This window comes from Sorangium sp. So ce185 (assembly GCF_051526825.1).
Taxonomy (GTDB): domain Bacteria; phylum Myxococcota_A; class Polyangia; order Polyangiales; family Polyangiaceae; genus Sorangium; species Sorangium cellulosum_D.
Genome location: NZ_CP150316.1, coordinates 2,193,030 through 2,210,393, shown reverse-complemented (window position 1 = coordinate 2,210,393; position 17,364 = coordinate 2,193,030). Strand labels below are relative to the sequence as shown.

Sequence of the window (17,364 nt, the reverse complement as noted above, 5' to 3'; positions counted from 1 at the left end):
GATGCATGGATAGGTTGCTGATACAGCGTCAATTTCCCGGAGGGATGCGGATCGCGTAAGGTTCTCTGGGTCAACCGCCCCCACCGCCGTTGCGCGCGGAGGCGGCCGGGGTACGATGTCCATCGTGTCCGTGGAGCTCGATCTCGATCCCGCCGAGCTTCGGCGCTTCATCGCCGTGGCCGAGGAGCGGAGCTTCCGTCGCGCCGCCGAGCGCCTGGGCATGGCCCAGCCTCCGCTCTCGCGGGCGATCGCGCAGCTCGAGGGCAAGCTGCGGACGCGGCTCCTGAACCGGACGACGCGCCAGGTGTCGCTCACCCCGGCGGGGGTCGTCCTGCTCGATCAAGCGCGCCACGTCCTCGACGCTATGGCGGCCGCGGCGCGCCGCACGGCGCGCGCGGGGCAGCCTCGCGCCCACCTGGCCGTCGCGCTCAAGCCAGGGAACGGCGGGCGCCTGCTGCGCCGGCTCGTCGATCATCACGAGCGCTCAGGGTCGCAGGTGCGCCTCGAGGTGCTCGTCAGCGGCTGGGGCGAGCAGACCGCCATGCTCGCGGACGGCCGCGCCGATGTCGCGTTCTTGCGAGGCCCCATCACCGCGCCGGGCATCGACGCCGAGCCCTTGTTCACGGAGCCTCGCTGCGTCGCGCTCGCCGCGGCTCACCCGCTCGCGGGCAGGCGCGTGCTCCACCGCGAGGATCTGGCGCGGGATCCCGTGCCGGTGTGGCCCGCGGCCAGCGCGGAGCTCGCCGCCTACCGCGCCGCGGCCGACAGGGCCGACGATGCGCCCCGCGGCCCGGTCGTCCACGACGCGAGCCAGCTCCTCGAGGCCGTGGCGCTGGGCCAGGGCATCGCGTTCGTCCCCGCCTCCAGCGCCTCGCTCTACGCGCGCCGCGACGTGAAGTACGTGAGGATGGCCGGCATCTCGGCGAGCACGCTGTACGTGGCGTGGCCGGACACCTGTCGTTCGAAGGAGGTCGCGCGCTTCGTCCGGCTCGCCGTGGAGGTCGCGTCGAGCCTCGGCGGCGACGCCGCGGCGCTCGCCTGAGACGGCATCAGGTCACGGGCGGAGCACGGTCATCTTGAAGGGACCGGCGTTGGCGGCGGCGTGCGCGACCGCCTCGTTCGCGCGATCCAGGCTGAACTCCGTGAAGTCGAACGGGTCGAGCGTCAGGACACCGGACCGGATGAGCCCGATCAGGCGGACGGCGGCCTCGCGTGGGAACATCCACTGGCCGCGCAGCGTGATGCAGTTGCGCATGAGGTGCCGATAAGGCAGCTCCAGCCCGGCCGCGACGCCTCCCATCAGCACGATGGTCCCGTGCGGCCGCACCGTCAGCGCGGCGGCGCGCACCGCGGCCGCGGGCGCCGAGGGCGGCAGCAGGTCGAGCACGCGGTCGATCGGGCCCGGCGCCGCCTTCAGCATGCGGCTCCGGTCATCCTCCTCGCTGCCGAGGAGCTTCACGGTGCGGACGCGCGGACCGAAGCGGCGGGCCAGCGTCGCCAGCGCCGCTTCGTTCCGGCCGGGCGCGATGACGCAGCCCGCCCCCATCGCCAGGGCGACCGCGACGCCGGCGCTGCCGAAGCTCCCGGTGGCACCGCTGATCAGGACGGTCTCCCCCGCCTGCAGGTTCGCCGCGAGGAGCCCGCCATACGGCACGAGCAGCACGTTCAGCGCGCACCATCGCGCGGCGTCCGCCGCGTCGATCGCGCCGATGCGGAGGGCGTTCTCGGTCGGGATCCTGATCTGCTCGGCGAACGATCCATGGCGGAAGTGCGCTTGCAGCCGCAGGCCACCTTCGCCCGCCGCGGTCCATCCTTGCAGCAGGATGTCGGGAGACACGGCGTCGTCGCGCGAGCGCACGGTCGGGTCGCAGAAAACCCAGTCGCCGGGGGCGAGGCGCGTCGCGTCCGGTCCGACGGCGCGCACCCGGCCGACCGCGCCGACTCCCGGCGCCAGCGGCAGATCCAGCAGGTAGTTCCGCGCGCCGCTGAAGGCCTCGTTCGCGTAGGAGACCACAGGGGCGGCCACGACATCGACGATGACCTCCCCCGTGCCCAGGATCGGGTCCGGCAAGGTCTCGATGGCGAGGGGGGAGCCAAACGCCTTCAACACGGCAGCTTTCATGGATGCATCCTTTGCTGGCATGGGGCCGCTCTCGCGGGCCGCTGGTTCGCGGGACGTGCTCGAGCCTCGGCGCGGGCGGAGGGGCGCCGCGCGGGCAGCGCCCTGCTGGCGTGCTCGCAGCGGCGTGCTCGCCGGGCGGGCGGTGCCTTGGGTTTCGAACGACGGTGGCGTCGTATGAACCGGTCGGCGCGCGCGCGCCAATACGCGGGGCGCGCCGATTGATACCGCCGGCGCATCAATGGACGGCGCGCCGGGGGGCCCCGCGCGCGGGCGCTGGAGCGAGCGTGGAGCGAGCGCCTCAGCCCGCAGGCTGCCTGCGGAGGAGGGATGACGCTCTCACCGGAACGGCCACGGCTCGTCGACGCTCCGCGAGGCGATGCGGTAGTCGCCTGGCGCGCCCCACACCGCGGCCTCCCGGTCGGGCGCGCTCTGCCCCATCGCGAACGTGAACGACAGGACAGGCCGCTGCCCCGCGCGCGGCCGCCGCTGGGGCCCCGACCAGCGCACCTCCAGGTTCGTGGAGAGCGCCGCCTCCAGGGCGGCGACGGCCTCGTCGGCGTCGGTGGTCGTGACCCGGGTGCCGACGAAGAAGCCCGGGGTGTTCTGCTCCACGATGTGGAGGTGCTCGCGCAGCCACGCGACCCCGTGCGCCCCTGAGGCCGGGGCGAACGGCGGCGCGGAGAAGACCTCGGCGAGCGCGGCGCCGACCAGGCCGGCAACGCTGATGTGGTGCCACTGCAGGCGCTCCGGCTCGGGCGGCCAGGGCTCCGTCTCCAGCTCGATGGCGAGCGCCTCGAGGTACTGCGCCGGCCCGTCGAACGCCGGCGCCACGCCCGCGGCCTCGGTGTCGACCAGGTACACCGTGCCGCCCTCGCCGATCCAGATGGAGGGGTATCCCTTCGCCACGACAGGCAGCAGCACCTTGCCTCCCGCGCGCGGCAGCCTCTCCGGCCCGAGCGGCCGCCCGCCTTCGAGCGCCTTCAGCGAGGCGAACACGCCGAGGCGCTTGTTTGGCGGGAGCGGCGCGCCCCCGGCGAGGCCCTCGAGCTCGAGCGCGGCCTCGTAGGCGGGCAGCCCGCGCGCTTCGAGCAGGGCCCGCAGCGCGTCTAGCGACGTGGTGTGCTCGGGGTCGCAGCGGAGGTCGAGCTCCTGGAAGACCTCGACCGCGTGCGGGCTCAGCCGCCTGCGTGCGCTGTCGGCGAGCCGGATCGGACGGTCAGTGTGCCGGCGTGCCTTGCTCATCTGTGTCGCTCCCGGCGGCGGTGCTGCCGCATGCCCTACCCCAATCGCGGCTCGTGTCAGGAGCTCGCCGGCGCTCCTGACGGGAGCCGCAGGGTCGCCTTCCCATCCTCGTAGGTGGTCCAGCTGAGCAGCCGTCCTTCGGCGGTAGTCTGGTACTGCTCGATCCGTCGCGAACCGCGCGCGCCGATGACCCACACGGTACCATCGTGGTGGTCGTCCTCGTCGCCGTACTCAAAGCGGACGGCATCGGGGGCGGCGCTCCACGAGCCCGCAGGAGGGATGCTCGACTCCTCATCGGCGGACAGGCGCACCACCGTCGCCCCCACGCGGTGGACGCTCACGCGGAGCGATCCGACCACGTGGGCAGCCGACTCCAGGATCGCCGCGACGTGCTCGAGCGAGGGGGCGAGCACGAGGTCCGCCCGCGCCTCGTACACCTCCGGCTGCCGGTAGTGGCGCAGGAGCACGCCGCCCGAAGCGAAGTAGGCCTGATACGCGTCGGTCGCCTCGGAGACGACGGTGAGACCGAGCGACGCCGCGAGGGCGTCGCCCGTCGCGGGGCGGACCTTGACCCGGTATGCGCGATGCGCTTCCGCGGCCGAGAGCAACGCGCGCTGCTCGATGTATTTCTCGATCGAGGCGCTCCTGACGTTAGGCTGGGTGATCACCTCTCCCGCCTCGTTCATGAACAGTCCGCAGACCCCCTCGCTGCCGATCGGCACCATCGTGCCGTCGAGGTCGAGCGGGTCGCTCTCGTCGCGCATCGGTTCGTCATAGTAGATCCCGAGGGTGTCCTCGCCCCACGACAGCCCCCCATAGACGTGCTCGAAATCGATGGCCGCAGCGAACAGCGGCCGATAGCACTCGGCCAGTCGGCGGGAGACGCTCTCGCGATCGCGTGCGATGTCGTCGCGTTCCGCGGAGAGGAGGAACTGCTGAGCGCGCGGGGAAAACAGGGGCAGAGGCAGGGGAGGTCGCATGGGCGGTCTGTCAGCGGAACACGGGCACGTTCTGGATTGTGAACACCTGGGCGATGTTGGGCATGGCCTGCGCGGCGGCCTGCGGCGTCATGACCCGGTTCGACAATCCCATGTTGTTGAGGGTCGGACCGCAGAAGTCGCACGGCGCCTTGTAGCTCCCCGAGGTCGGGCCGCCCTTGTTCATGGGCACGACGGCGACGACCCCCTGCTGGATCCGATTCAACATGGTCGCGTTGCCGGGGTTCGGCTGCGTCGCGAGCCAATTGCGATAATCGGTGAGCGCCGCCGGCTCTGCGCATTTTCCTCGCTGATCAGGGCTCGCCGTGGAGCCCTGAGGCAGCTGGTCCGCGGGGGGAATGTGGTTCGAGATATCCGGGTGCACGTTCTGTGGGCTGCCACCAGAGTTGCGCCTCCACGCGTACAGGTTATTGCCGTTGGGGTCCTGTCCCACCAGCCGCTCCGGAGGCCCGTTGTTGGTTATCATGACACACTGACAGGGGACAAGGCCATGCGGGTCTGTCATCGTGTTGGGATCCCGCACATAACGGTACAAGTTGTGTCCGCCACGCAGCGAGATAGGGTCGTGCGACAGGTACCGGCCCGTGTCTGGATCGTAATAGCGAAAGTGATTATAGTGGAGGCCCGTCTCCTCGTCCTCGTACTGACCCGCGAAGCGAACGGCTGTGCGCACCTTGGAACCAGGGGCAGGCACCGTCCTGCCCAGCCCGGAACGCGAGAGCTCGCCCACGACGGCGCCACGAGCATCCACGAGGTGCGTCGGCGCTCCGTTCGGATCGTTCACATAGTGCACCCACTCGCCGACGGCCGCGCCGCGGGCGTCCCAGCGCACATCGCGGTGAGCGAGCACGACGGGGCCATCTCCCGCTACCCAGTACCTTCGATCGTCGATGACGGGGTTGCCCAGATCGTCGGCCGAGCGCTTGATTTCCTGTATGACCGCCGCGCCATCCCAGACGAACCTGGTGGTCGAGCGGTGCGCGCCCCGCGCTCCCGCTAATGGGGCGTCGAACACACGCTTCTCGAGGCGACGGCCGAGAGGGTCATAGAGGAACTGCACCAACGATCCATCCGGACAGGTGACGCTGCTCAGGCGGCCGGCGGAGCTCCAGGTATATCGATAGGCCCGCTTCGCGCCGTCGTCGCCGACCGCGGACTTCTCAATCAGCTGACCGACGTCGTCATACTGGTAGTGTGTCGTGCCGCGCGCGACGAGGCGGTTGCCTCGCTCGAAAACCGAGCTCGTGCTCCCGGCGCGGACGATGTTGCCTGTGGCGTCGTACGCGTAATGATCCTCTCGGCCTCGCTCGCGAACGGCGCAGAGCAGCTGCCCGAGCGCATCCATCTCGTACCGGGTCTGCCCGTGGCGCAGATCCCAGTCCGCCCGTATGTGGCCACCCGGCGAGTAGTCGTGGACTCGGCGCACGGAGAGCCCTCCGTCCCGCGAGCCGACCCACTCGGGGTGGCCTGGCGCGACGGCGGGGGTGGTGAAGGGGCTACGCGCTCGCCGCTCTGCGAGGCGGCCCATCGCGTCGAACACGCTCTCCAGCCGTCCCCCTCCGGGTAAAATCCGCTCGACCTCGCGCCCATAGACGTCCGAGCGGCTCTCGATCTCGTGCGCCTCACCCAGGAGGTAGCGGCGCACGAAAGCATTTGGCCCCTCCGTCATCGCGATCGTGTGGCCGAGCGACGTCATCGTTACGTGCGCGCGACCTTCTCGTCCGCGCGCGACCGCGAGCGCCTCTCCGCGCACGAACTGCGTCTCGCGCAGGATCCTCCCTGCGGCGTCCCTCTGAAACTGCACCTCAACGTCCGGGCCGACGGCCCGAACGAGATCCCCACACTCATCGTACTCGAGCGCTTCTGTCGTACCATCGACGTAGCGCCGCTCAACGACCATGCCGGAGGCGTCGCGGACGAACTCCATGATTTCCCCCGTCTCGCCGATGACGGCGACGAGCCGCCCCGCGAGATCGCGGCGGTACCTCTTCCGTACGCCGTCGAATGTCACCTCCGCGACGAGCCGGCCGCTCGCGTCGTGCTCGTAGTGGTGCTTCTCTCCTTTCGGGTTGACAAGCGCCACCGGAAGCCCGTCGAGATCGTAGAACATGCGCGTGACCCCGCCTGCCTCGTCCACGATCTCACAAAGTTTGTTGTACCCTCCCCATCGGAACGAGCGGACGCGACCGCTGGGCCACGCGATCTGCGTCATCTTGGCTTCACCATCGTAAGCGTATCGCGTCACGCCGCCCAGCTCGTCGTAGGTCGCGACATGATCGCCCCGGCCTGAATAGGAGAAGCGGACAACCGCGCCGAGAGGATCGGTCACCGACATCCTGCGCCCCAGCGCATCGTAGCCGAACCGGGTGACCGCGCCGCTCGGCTCGAAGACAGCGGTCATGTTGCCGTGCGCGTCGTAATCGAAGCGCGTGGAGTGCCCATGTGAATTGATGATCTCCTTGATAAGCCCACGCTCGTCGTAACGATACGACGTAATCGCGCCCGTGGGATCCGCGACGAGCTCGGGGTTGCCCCGCTGGTCCCGCTCGATCCGCGTGACGCCGCCCGCAGGATCAACGATCTCGACAGGCAGGCCGTAAGCGCCGCGCACGATGAGGGCGCTGCACCCCTTCGGATCGGTGAGCCGCGTGAGCCGACCACGGGCGTCCACCTCGTAGAGCGTCGTTCCTCCGAGTTCGTCCGTACGGCTGGTCAGGTGACCCGCGGCGTTGTACGTGCAGCTGATCACGCCTTGCCCCTCCACGCGTTTGTCGAGTAGGCCGTGCTCATTGCCGAAGAACCGTCGAACGCGCGCCGAGTCCACGACCTCGCTGTACCCGTCGTCGAGGTACTCCATCTTGCAATGACTGATGCCCTTGACCCGTGTCCGGCCGTCCGCCAGCACCTGCGGCAGGCCCTCCGCCAGGCTCAGATCGCGCTGGCCGGGGTACTCGCCCCACGACTCGATGCAGCGCCGGTGCCTATCGTACACGAAATAAAATGTGAGACCGGCGCGATCCGTGTCCTTCGTGAGCAGGTGTTCTTCATCGTATTCGTAATGTGAGGAGAAGCCGTCCGCGTCCCTGCATTCCACGAGGTTCCCGTGCCCGTCGTACCGGTACGTCGCGAAGGTGAGCCATACGCCGCCGGCCACGGCGTTCTTCGTCTCGATCGAGGCGATGCGCCCTTCAGGGGTGGTGCGGACACGGAGGCTCCGCCCGGCGCTGTCGACGATCGACGCGATCTTACCCTGTTTATAAATGATTGTGATTCGATTCTTGTTCCGGTCCTCGATCGCGCTGAGGCGGTACCGGAGACCAGGCTCGTCGCGCTCGGAGAACGTGCGGTACACGTCGTCATTTGCATCGACCACGAACCCCCAGGTCTCTCGGCGGAGCGCCCAGCCAAAGGGGCCCACGACCTCGTCTCCCGGCCGGATCATGGGGAACTCGACGGGCATGCCTTGCTCGTTCCAAACCACGAGACTCCGCCGGCGCACCTCGACCTCCCAGCCGATGGTGTGACCCCAGCCGAAGCCAAGGCCCGTGTCCCGAGCCGCCATGGTCGTGGAGTACATCCGTCGGAAGAGAAGCGGCAGGGGCCCCGGCAGGTGCACGTCCACGATCGGGTACGTGAACGCCCGTCCGGTGACGACGTCGACTGGGTGCGATGCGTACCCGCATTCCGGGTGCTTCTCGTAGTCCGGGGCGCCCTTCCCGCCGCCGCCGGCTCCCTTGCCCCCATTGCCGCCGCCGGCTCCCTGATCGCCGCCCTTCCCGCCGCCTCCCTTTCCGCCGCTTCCTCCGCCGCCCGCGCCGCCGCCCATGACGAAAACGCCGGGGTTCATTCCTGGGATGGCGGGGATATTTGGTACAGGAGCCGTGCGCGCCATGGCGGAATGATCTCAACGGAGGCTTCAGGAGGCAAGGATCTCAGGCGACCACCGGACGGGGCGGGCATCGGCCGCCTCCGTGCCAGCATGCACGAGCCTCATCGCCGCTCGTTTTCCCACCGCTCCCCGTGGCGTCCGCAGTTCCTCCATGGCGTCGCCAGGCAGCATCGCGGCGAAAGGGTCTTCGCCTGCGCACGCCGCCGCGCTTGCCTCCCCGGCACAGGCCTGCTGCTTGCCGACATCGCTGGCGGCATCCGAGGCGCTTTCGGCACGCAGCCACCGCTCGAGGGCGATCTCAGTAGAGCCTGCGGGCGATCGCGAGCGGCAAGGCTCCGGCAGCCAATCGACGCGAGCGGCGGGCTCGACGTTCGGCCCGAGCTTGCTCACTCCTCCGGTGTCACCGGCAGCCCGAGCACCGCCTCCAGCGCTCGCCGCTGCAGGTCCTCCGCGAGCTTCCTGGCCTCGGCGACGAAGCGCACGTCGAACGCCTCGTCCGCCTCGACCAGGCGGCCCTGGAGCGACTCCGCGAGCCCCGGCTGGTGGCGGTGCGCCTGGGAGAGGGGCCCTCCAAGCCTCCGCGTCGCGGCGGTCCGGTCGCTCCGCGCGAGAGGCAGGCATCACCCCAGGTAGCGCGCGAAATTCTCCAGGGACGAGCGAAGCCCGGCGTCGTGGTCGGCCTGGCTGATGCCGGGCGGGACGTTCTCCGCGGTGATGGTGATGCGGGTCCCTGCGGGCAGCGACTCGAACGACCACGTCATCACCATCTCGCCCGCGAACGAAACGTCCGACGACTCGAACTCGACCGACTGGACGATGCGCTTGCCCGGCTCCAGCGAGAGGAAGCGCCCGGCGCTGACGTCGGTCCGCCCTGTGGTCTTGCCCCCGCCGGAGGGCGCTGCCTCCTCGTAGGTCAGCTCGATGCGGTAGCGACCGCCCTCGCGGAAGTCGTAGTCGAGGACGCGACCGGTCATGCCCTCGGGCGGGAGCCACGTGATGAGCGCGTCGGGATCGGCGAAGGCACGGTAGACCGCGTCGGGTCGGGCTGCGACGACGAGCGACGCGGTATCCGTTCGACCTCTGGCGGCTGGATTTCGCACGCGCACAAGCTATCGCGTCAGCGATCCTCTGACCAGAGCGGAGAGTCTGCCGACGTGCGTCACCCTGCAGGGTGATGGGCGTTGGGGCCGCCGCCCGCCGGCCGATGTTCAGGGCGTCGTGGGCGCGGGGGTCGCGGGCGCGGGCGCCGCGGCCGGCTTGCCGTTGGCCTCCGCCGGCTTGCCGTTGGCCTGTCCGGCCTCGGCGGCCTTGCGGGCCTTCTCGCGCCGCGCCGCCGCGCGCCGGCGCCGCTCGTAGGCGCTCGTCACCTCGCGGGCGATCTCGGGGTGGCGCCGGAACACGTGGGCCGCGGCCTTCCGGATGGCGCCCACCCGCTCGACCATGAGGCGCAGCGGCTGGTTGCGGATCGTGGTCGCGGCGGCCGACACGCCGGCTTCGGGGGCCGCCTCCAGCGCTCGCCGTTGCAGGTCCTCCGCGAGCTTCCTGGCCTCGGCGATCACGCGCACGTCGAACGCCTCGTCCGCCTCGACGAGGCGGTCCTTGAGCGACTCCGCGAGCCCCGCGTAGTCGCGGAGCGCCTGCGAGAGGGCGCTCGAGCGCTGGCCGTCCTGCGCGTGGAACTCCTTGATGCGCGCGAGCTGCGCGTCGGCGGGCTCGGCGACGTCGTCGTCGAGAAGGAACTCGAGCGCCGACTCGAGCTCATCGACGACGAACCGGGCGCGCTCGCCGAGATCGGCCACGGCCGGATCGACGATGAGCAAGAGCCGCGTCTGCGCCTCCTGCACGGCGTGCACGACGGAGAGCAGCTCCTCGCTGCTCGAGGCGGGCAGGCGGGCACCAGCGCGCTCGGGCAGCTCGCGCGCCAAGGCCCGGGCAACGGCCGTGCGCCAGGACGCGTACGCGCGCGACGAGCTCGCGCCGAGCGAGCGGTTCGGCGTGCCTGCGGCCGTTCTGCGCCCCTGTGACCGCGCGCCTGGAGCGGCTCCCGCAGCTGGCAGCCCCTCGGCACGGAAGTACAGTGCACGCCATGACCAACGAGGAGCGGACCGACGCGGAGGAAGACCTGGAAGAAGAGCTCGCATGGACGGTCTATGCCCAGGTCTCCGCCCTTGGTTATATCTACCTTCTTGCCTGCGCGCTGAAGCGCTGCGACGCCGATCTTGGGGTGGCTCCCTCCGCGTGGGAGAACACCATGGTCGCCGCCGAGTGGGCGATGATGGAGCATGTGAACGGGCGCGTTCAGGGCCCCACGACCATCACCGTGGCGGACGTTGAGCGGATGCGCCGACTTCACACGATGGGCTCCGCCGCGCTGGCTGGCGGGGAGCGGCCGCCCGAGCTGTACCGGCTCTCGCTCCAGTGCATGGAGAGTCTGTTCGGCTCAGATTGGGAGCGAGCCGCGCGAGAAGCCGTTCGTGGCTTGCGTGATCCCGATCAGTAACCTTCGCCATCAATCGTTATCAATGCGACAGAACGACCTCCACAAGGCGAAGACACAAAGCTGGCCGTTGGGATAGTAATACCAACAACTGCTAGCACGGAAGACGCCTTCTTTTCTGCACTGTCCTAGGGATCCGGCTGCGACGTTACGATCCCTTGGATGAGGTCGCTTCGCTGCACACGAGATCCCCGCTTCTGCACACTTCTCCATGCATGGGATGCCACGATCGGCTTTCTTGCATCGGATGATTTTCAACAGCCCGATCGCGTCGAGCGACGCTTCCATGGATTCTTCCACAGCCTCGCCGTCCATCGCCTCGGCAGCTTCTCGTTCGCTCGTCGCGCCGTCTGCCTCCGACAGGGCCATTTCGCCGGCTTGTGGCTCGCTCGCAGTGCCCTCGGTCTCCGGAATCACCTCCGATGGTGGCATCCAGCAGGAGGCAACACAGGGAGCGATCCACGGGAGAAAGACGACAGCGGAGATGAGCCGACCGATCTGCATGATGTTTGAGCATGCGAGTCGCGGGCCAAAGCCGGTCGAGCGTGGATGGACCATGCGCTGGGTAGTTTGCGGCGTTCGGCGAGGTGCCGAGGGTGGTCCGAATGCGCCTTCCGATGAGGGAATTTGCGATCGAGCGGCCGGCGTGACCGGCCCTCGCAGCAGCGTCTTTTTTCTTGATAACAAGCCCCAGACCCACCTCCCCGTGGTAGGCACCCTGGCGCCGCCCAGCGGCAGCGTGGACGCGCCAAGGGGCGTCGCGGGGAGCCCTGGCGGCGAGGCGGGCCGCTGTGCCGCCCAGCAGCGGCGTGGACGCGCCGAGGGGGCCGTGGAGGGTACGGGCGCCTCGCCCCGGCGAGGCGGCGAGACGTTTCACGAGGTGTGGATCATCTCCTCGGGTAGAAGCGCCGCGCGAGCTTGGGGCCGTCGCCGTCCATGGCCACCTGGTCGAGCTCGGCCACGTCGCGGGCGAGCTCCTCGAGCGTGGGCACGGCGCCGCGGCGTGAGCGACCGCGGAGCGGCCGCGGGCGCCGATGTGGACGCCGGCGACCTCGGGGTCCTGTTAGGAGGTCGCGGGCGCGGGGGTCGCGGGCGCGGGCGCCGCCGTCGGCTTGCCGTTGGCCTCCGCCGGCTTGCCGTTGGCCTGTCCGGCCTCGGCGGCCTTGCGGGCCTTGTCGCGCCGCGCCGCCGCGCGCCGGCGCCGCTCGTAGGCGCTCGTCACCTCGCGGGCGATCTCGGGGTGGCGCCGGAACACGTGGGCCGCGGCCTTCCGGATGGCGCCCACCCGCTCGACCATGAGGCGCAGCAGCTGGTTGCGGATCGTGGTCGCGGCGGCCGAGGCGCCGGCTTCGGGGGCCGCCTCCAGCGCTCGCCGTTGCAGGTCCTCCGCGAGCTTCCTGGCCTCGGCGATCACGCGCACGTCGAACGCCTCGTCCGCCTCGACAAGGCGGTCCTTGAGCGACTCCGCGAGCCCCGCGTAGTCGCGGAGCGCCTGCGACAGGGCGCTCGAGCGCTGGCCGTCCTGCGCGTGGAACTCCTTGATGCGCGCGAGCTGCGTGTCGGCGGGCTCCGCGACGTCGTCGTCGAGCAGGAACTCGAGCGCCGACTCGAGCTCGTCGACGACGAACCGGGCGCGCTCGCCGAGATCGGCCACGGCCGGATCGACGATGAGCAGCAGCCGCGTCTGCGCCTCCTGCACGGCGTGCACGATGGAGAGCAGCTCCTCGCTGCTCGAGGCGGGCAGGCGGCTCTTGACCCGCTTGAGGCCCGGGCGATCGCCTTCGGGCTCCCAGTACTTCTTCACGAACGCCGCGGCGACGACCGCCTCGCGCACGGCGATGTCGTACGGGATGTTCAGCGGGTTGTCGGTCCGGTCCGACTTGGCGGCGACCTTCACCCAGCGATCGAAGTCCGTTGCTTGCTTTGCCATGATGACGTTGACCCCTCCTCCTGCGACCCGCACCCGTCGGGGCACGACGCAGAGCGGCAAGGATGAGCTCGGTCGGAGGGGCGTCCAGCACGGAGCAGGGTCTGGACGGGGGTGGGGGGAGCCGGGAGGGGAGGCGGCGGGGTGGGATGTCCGGGTGGGCGGGGGGATGTCCAGATGAGCCTGCCCCCTGTCCAGATGGGCGACGGGGATGTCCAGATGACCCCGCCCGCTGTCCAGATGGGCGGGCCGGGTGTCCAGATGGATCGGGCGATGCCTAGATGGGCCGGGGGCGCGAGCGGCGGGGGCGGCGGCGATGCGCCACTCGGCGCCAGGTCGCCCGGATGCTGGCGCTCGCGCACCCCGTCCAGGACGCCATCTTTCTGGGGCTCATCGCAGACCAGCCCACCGTGGCCCGCATGCTGGCGCTCGCGCGGGCGCGGGTGACGCAGCTGCTCGACCTGCTGCTCCCCGCGCCCGATCTTCAAGACGCCGTCCTGGCGCTCGAAGCTGTCGACGGCGCCGAGCTGATGGCCGGCGGCGTCTCCGGGCGGTGGCCCCCGCGGGGATGTGGGCCGTGCAGCGGGCGGCGTGGGCGCGGAGATGCCCTAGATCGCCTTCAAATTTCGTCCTTGGCGTTGTTTTGGTGGAAGTGTTTCCGTATCCTCGTGCGGCCAGATGCCAGCGCGAGGACTAGCCCAGCCCGAGGACATCCTCACCATCCGAGACGTTGCGGACTACCTGGAGGTGACCGAGCGCACGTTCTACCGCTTGGTCCATGAGGGAACGCTCCCGGCCTTCAAGGTCGGCAATTCCTGACCGTTCCCCCGCGAGAATCCGGAGCGGTGGATCTCCGAGCAGTCACGCGGAACAGGCACGAACCAGGAGGACGACTGACTTGAGTACACCATCTGCCGAACGGAGCCGAACTATGCTGGGATTGACGCTGCGCGAGGAGTTTCAGGGCCGCCGCCTCAAGGGCACGGCTATCGAGCTCGCGAACGAGAACAACACGGGCGCGACGCAGATTGGCACCGCCGAGTTCCTCGGCATCACGTACCCGACGGCCGACGTGATCTCAGCGATGGAGGCAATCGGGCCCGGGCGCGGCCAGCCCGTCGTGCTCATCGGCGAGCGCGGACAAGGTAAGTCACACCTGCTAGCGGCCGTGTACCACGGGTTCACGAGCCCCGAGGTCACCTCGGAGTGGCTCAAGGCGTGGGCCATCCGCCTGGGCCACCCGAAGCTCGGCGAGATAAAGCTGCGACCGAAGACACACGTCATCAGCGAGAGCCTCCACCGCCAGAACTACAAGTTCCTGTGGGACCTCGTTTTCGAGCGTCATCCGCACGGCAACTACATCAAGGGGAAGTGGGAGGCGCAAGGCGACAAGAAGACCGACATCCCTGGTGACAAGCTCCTCATCGAGCTCTTCAAGCACACTCCGACAGCGCTCATCCTCGACGAATTCCAGACCTGGTACGACGGCCTCACAAACACCAAACAGTTCCCCTGGCGAACCTGGGCGTTCAACTTCATCCAGCTCCTCTCCGAGATTGCCAAGGAGCACCCCGAGTTGCTCGTGCTCGTCATCTCGGTCCGTAACGGCGAGACCGAGGCGTACCAGCAGGTCCACCGCGTTAACCCGCGTCAGATCGACTTCAAGGGGCCGCACGCGAGGCGTGACCGCCTGCGGCTCCTCTTACACCGCCTCTTCGACAACCGCATGCAGGTGCCCGTGCAGCAGATCGAGACGGCGCTCTCCGCGCACCTCTCGGAGCACATTCGCCTCGCGGACGTTGCGCCCGCCGAGCACCAGCGTGTCCGCACCGACTTCATCGAGGCGTGGCCCTTCGCGCCGCACCTCATGACGTTGCTCGAAGATCAGGTGCTCGTTGCGACGCAGGCGCAGGAGACCCGCGACCTGATCCGCATCCTTGCCGACGTGTTCAAGTCACGGAACGCCAACTCGCCCATCATTACAGCAGCCGACTTCCGTCTCGATGACGACAAGAGCGGCATCGCGGCGCTGCTCGACTCCGTTTCGAACCAGCACCACGCGAATCTTCGCGAGAAGGCGCAGCGCAACCTCAGCGCCGTGCTCGACGCGGTGAAGGAGCCGGCGCAGAACGTTCCGCACCTCGCTGAGATCGTGGGGGCGCTCTGGCTCCGCTCGCTGTCGATCAAAAACGCTGGCGCCGAGCCTGCCGAGCTCCACGTCGACATCACGCGAGCGAAGGCGATCGACGACAACTTCTTCTCGGCCGAGCTGTCCACCATCGTCGAGAACAGCTTCAACATCCACCAGGACGGCTCGCGCCTCGTCTTCCGCGAAGAGGAGAACCCGCAGGCGAAGCTCATCGCGAACGCACGCAACGACAAGCTCTTCGTCGGTGGTTCTGACAAGCAGCAGCTCGCGCGCGAAGTGCGCTACGTCATCGGCGGCACCGAGAGCGTTGCCAAGGCGTTTCGCGTCGTGGTTCTCGGCGCGAGCTGGACGACCGACCCGTGGGCGGGCGTCGAGGACAGCGATCTGCCGGCACAGTGGGATGACCGCATCCCGCTGCTCGTCGTTCCGGAACCGCCGGACAAAGTCGAGGCGCAGCTCGGCACCTGGCTCAAGGAGCGGCTGCAGACGCGCCGTAACGCGGTTCGCTTCCTCCTGCCGCGCGACGGCAGCGAGAACTTGTTCTACGACCGTCACCTCCTCGTGCTCGCGCGCGCGGTGCAGCTCGCAGAGAAGTGGAAGACGCAGAACCCCGAGTTCAAGAAGCTGCACACGAAGTACGAGCGCGAGCTGCGCGACGTCCTGAAGCGCCGCTTCGATCGTTTCGCGATCCTCGCCACGTGGAACTTCCAAAACCCCTCGCAGTGCACGTTCCACGTCGAGAGCCACAAGGCCGAGGGCGCGCAGATCCCGGAGACCGTCGACGTGCTCGTCTCCAAGAACCTCTTCGTCTCGGAAGACTTCGACGCGCTCGTCCTTGTGGCTGCCCAGCAGAACGAGTCGGTCGGCAAGCTCCTCCGCGAGCTGCAGGAGCCGCGGCCGGGTGGCGAGGACTGCATCCCGTGGCTCGGAGAGACGCTGATGAAGGAGAAGCTCGTCAAAATCTGCGCGCGCGGCGAGATCGCCATCAATCTGCGTGGCATGGAGTACTTGCAGGTGCGCGCCGGGGAGAACGAGGACAGCGCGTGGAAGCGCATGCGCGGCAAGCTCGGGACCGGCAAGCACCTCGATGAGACCTACATCCTTCTCCCGCAGGCGGTCTCGCACGCGGAAGGTGTGGTGCCGGCGCAGCCGCCCGTCGTCACGACGTCGAACGGCGGCGCGGGTGGCCAGCTTCCTCTCGGGCCGCAGCCGCCGGTCACGGGCGGTGATCCTGGCGCGACTGCTGGCGCGGGCCAGGGTCCGATCGCGACGCCGCCCGGCGGCGGCATCTTCGGTGGCCGCCCGAGCACGACGGTTCGTCCGTTGAGCACGGCGGGCGCCACCTCCGCGCTCAACCTGCTCGGCAAGGTGGAGAGCTGGGGCATCACCACCGGCACGCAGGTCCAGGATGTCCAGCTCAAGGTCGCGAACCTCACGGGCGCACAACTCAACGATCTCCTGAAGAAGCTCCCCGACGGCATCACCTACGAGCTGACACTGAACAAGGAGGAGAAGTGATGCCGTTGTCGCTCACGCTTCTCCGGCAGCTTCAGGCTGCGTCGCCGGCCGACGCCTGGGCACGGCTCTTCGAGCACGCATGGAACACGTGCTCCACGTCACTCGCGCCCGACAGGGCGTCCTCGGAAGTGACCAAACGCGACGCCGACCTCGGGGCAGCGGACCTGTTCCTCGCGACGGCGGGATGGGACCTGTGGAAGTCCTACGAGGCCCTGGTCCCTCGCACGGCCGACGTCCTGGCCTCGTGGTGGGCCGAGCGTGGCGCCGGGCGCGCCGTGCTCGTTCTCGACGCGCTCTCGCTCCGTGAATTGCCGTGGCTCCTTAAGGGGGCCACTGAGCGGGGCTACACGATCCATCAGGCTCGCGCCACGGGCGCCGAGCTGCCGGCCGACACGACGCCGTTCGCCGAGGCCCTTGGCTTTGCGAGCCGCGGCTCGCTGCAGAACAACGGCGGGGCTAGCAAGGGACGCCTCCCGGGCGCGACGACCGACTCGACCGACTTGCCGTGGGAGGACTGCGCGGCGCAGATCAATGCCTCGCAGGACTGGCTGCTCTGGCACCACTGGCCCGACGAGCGACTGCACGAGCTCGGCGCGCCTGGGCACGGTCTCACTGCGCTGGCCAGGGAGGCCGCCGAGAAGCTCACGAGCGATGCATTCTGGAGCCTCGTCCACACGCTCACGACGGGTCGACGCCTCGTCATCACGGCCGACCACGGGTACGCGGCGAGCGGGCACTTCCCTGACACCGCCGACCCTGCGCAGGCGCATTACCTGAAGGACCGGCTCAAGCGCGGACGCTGGACCGCGCTCGCCGAGCTCGAACAGCCCGATCCGGGCAGTTGGGTGCCACCACTCGACCTACATCTGAAGACCGCCCACGCCGACGCGACCTTCGCGCTCGGCCGTCGCAAGTGGAAGAGCCAGGGCGGCTATCCAACTCTCACGCACGGTGGCCTCTCGTTGCTCGAAGTCGCGGTGCCGTTCATCGAGCTTTCGCGCACGGGTGGAGCATAGACATGG

Annotated in this window: 14 protein-coding genes; 5 read left to right on the top strand and 9 right to left on the bottom strand. The window is 69.3% G+C overall.

From position 1 onward, the window contains the following. Positions 1–115: 115 nt before the first annotated feature. A complete protein-coding gene (locus WMF26_RS08095; protein ID WP_437999842.1) occupies positions 116–1,042 on the top strand; it encodes a LysR family transcriptional regulator in 927 nt (308 codons plus the stop codon). Positions 1,043–1,054: 12 nt separating this feature from the next. On the opposite strand, the gene WMF26_RS08090 is transcribed toward WMF26_RS08095, so the two are convergent. The 7 genes from WMF26_RS08090 to WMF26_RS08060 all read right to left on the bottom strand — a co-directional run bounded on the left by WMF26_RS08090 (position 1,055) and on the right by WMF26_RS08060 (position 10,176). Next, a complete protein-coding gene (locus WMF26_RS08090; RefSeq protein WP_437999841.1) occupies positions 1,055–2,122 on the bottom strand; it encodes an alcohol dehydrogenase catalytic domain-containing protein in 1,068 nt (355 codons plus the stop codon). A 336-nt stretch (positions 2,123–2,458) separates the two neighbouring features. Next, entirely contained in the window at positions 2,459–3,364 is a 906-nt protein-coding gene (locus tag WMF26_RS08085) for a hypothetical protein (protein ID WP_437999840.1), read from the bottom strand. 56 nt (positions 3,365–3,420) lie between these two features. Continuing rightward, positions 3,421–4,344 (bottom strand): hypothetical protein, encoded by a 924-nt coding sequence (locus tag WMF26_RS08080; RefSeq protein WP_437999839.1) that lies wholly within the window; start codon positions 4,342–4,344, stop codon positions 3,421–3,423. 10 nt (positions 4,345–4,354) lie between these two features. Further along, positions 4,355–8,254 carry an RHS repeat-associated core domain-containing protein gene (locus WMF26_RS08075; protein WP_437999838.1) on the bottom strand — a complete coding sequence of 1,300 codons (3,900 nt, stop codon included), beginning with the start codon at positions 8,252–8,254 and terminating at the stop codon, positions 4,355–4,357. Positions 8,255–8,278: 24 nt separating this feature from the next. Then, positions 8,279–8,641 carry a hypothetical protein gene (locus WMF26_RS08070; protein ID WP_437999837.1) on the bottom strand — a complete coding sequence of 121 codons (363 nt, stop codon included), beginning with the start codon at positions 8,639–8,641 and terminating at the stop codon, positions 8,279–8,281. A 230-nt stretch (positions 8,642–8,871) separates the two neighbouring features. Next, the gene (locus WMF26_RS08065) at positions 8,872–9,351 is read right to left on the bottom strand and encodes an SRPBCC domain-containing protein (protein WP_437999836.1); all 480 of its coding nucleotides are present in this window, start codon (positions 9,349–9,351) and stop codon (positions 8,872–8,874) included. Between the two features lie 108 nt (positions 9,352–9,459). After that, the gene (locus WMF26_RS08060; RefSeq protein WP_437999835.1) at positions 9,460–10,176 is read right to left on the bottom strand and encodes a hypothetical protein; all 717 of its coding nucleotides are present in this window, start codon (positions 10,174–10,176) and stop codon (positions 9,460–9,462) included. Between the two features lie 161 nt (positions 10,177–10,337). On the opposite strand from WMF26_RS08060, the gene WMF26_RS08055 reads away from it, so the two are divergent. Beyond that, positions 10,338–10,751, top strand: coding sequence for a hypothetical protein (locus tag WMF26_RS08055; protein ID WP_437999834.1), 414 nt, complete (start codon positions 10,338–10,340; stop codon positions 10,749–10,751). 9 nt (positions 10,752–10,760) lie between these two features. Here WMF26_RS08055 and WMF26_RS08050 read toward each other — a convergent pair whose 3' ends face one another. Both WMF26_RS08050 and WMF26_RS08045 read right to left on the bottom strand, forming a co-directional pair. After that, positions 10,761–11,252, bottom strand: a complete 492-nt coding sequence (locus WMF26_RS08050) for a hypothetical protein (protein WP_437999833.1) — start codon at positions 11,250–11,252, stop codon at positions 10,761–10,763. Positions 11,253–11,811: 559 nt separating this feature from the next. Further along, complete coding sequence (locus WMF26_RS08045) at positions 11,812–12,678, bottom strand: hypothetical protein (protein ID WP_437999832.1); 867 nt, start codon at positions 12,676–12,678, stop codon at positions 11,812–11,814. Positions 12,679–13,353: 675 nt separating this feature from the next. Between WMF26_RS08045 and WMF26_RS08040 the strand changes: the two genes are divergently transcribed. The 3 genes from WMF26_RS08040 to WMF26_RS08030 all read left to right on the top strand — a co-directional run bounded on the left by WMF26_RS08040 (position 13,354) and on the right by WMF26_RS08030 (position 17,358). Continuing rightward, positions 13,354–13,494: a helix-turn-helix transcriptional regulator gene (locus WMF26_RS08040; protein ID WP_437999831.1), complete on the top strand. Its 141-nt coding sequence runs from the start codon at positions 13,354–13,356 to the stop codon at positions 13,492–13,494. A gap of 112 nt (positions 13,495–13,606) precedes the next feature. Next, complete coding sequence (locus WMF26_RS08035) at positions 13,607–16,342, top strand: DUF499 domain-containing protein (protein WP_438002386.1); 2,736 nt, start codon at positions 13,607–13,609, stop codon at positions 16,340–16,342. Then, positions 16,342–17,358: a hypothetical protein gene (locus WMF26_RS08030; RefSeq protein WP_437999830.1), complete on the top strand. Its 1,017-nt coding sequence runs from the start codon at positions 16,342–16,344 to the stop codon at positions 17,356–17,358. The genes WMF26_RS08035 and WMF26_RS08030 overlap by 1 nt, the downstream gene beginning before the upstream one ends. Positions 17,359–17,364 lie beyond the last annotated feature (6 nt).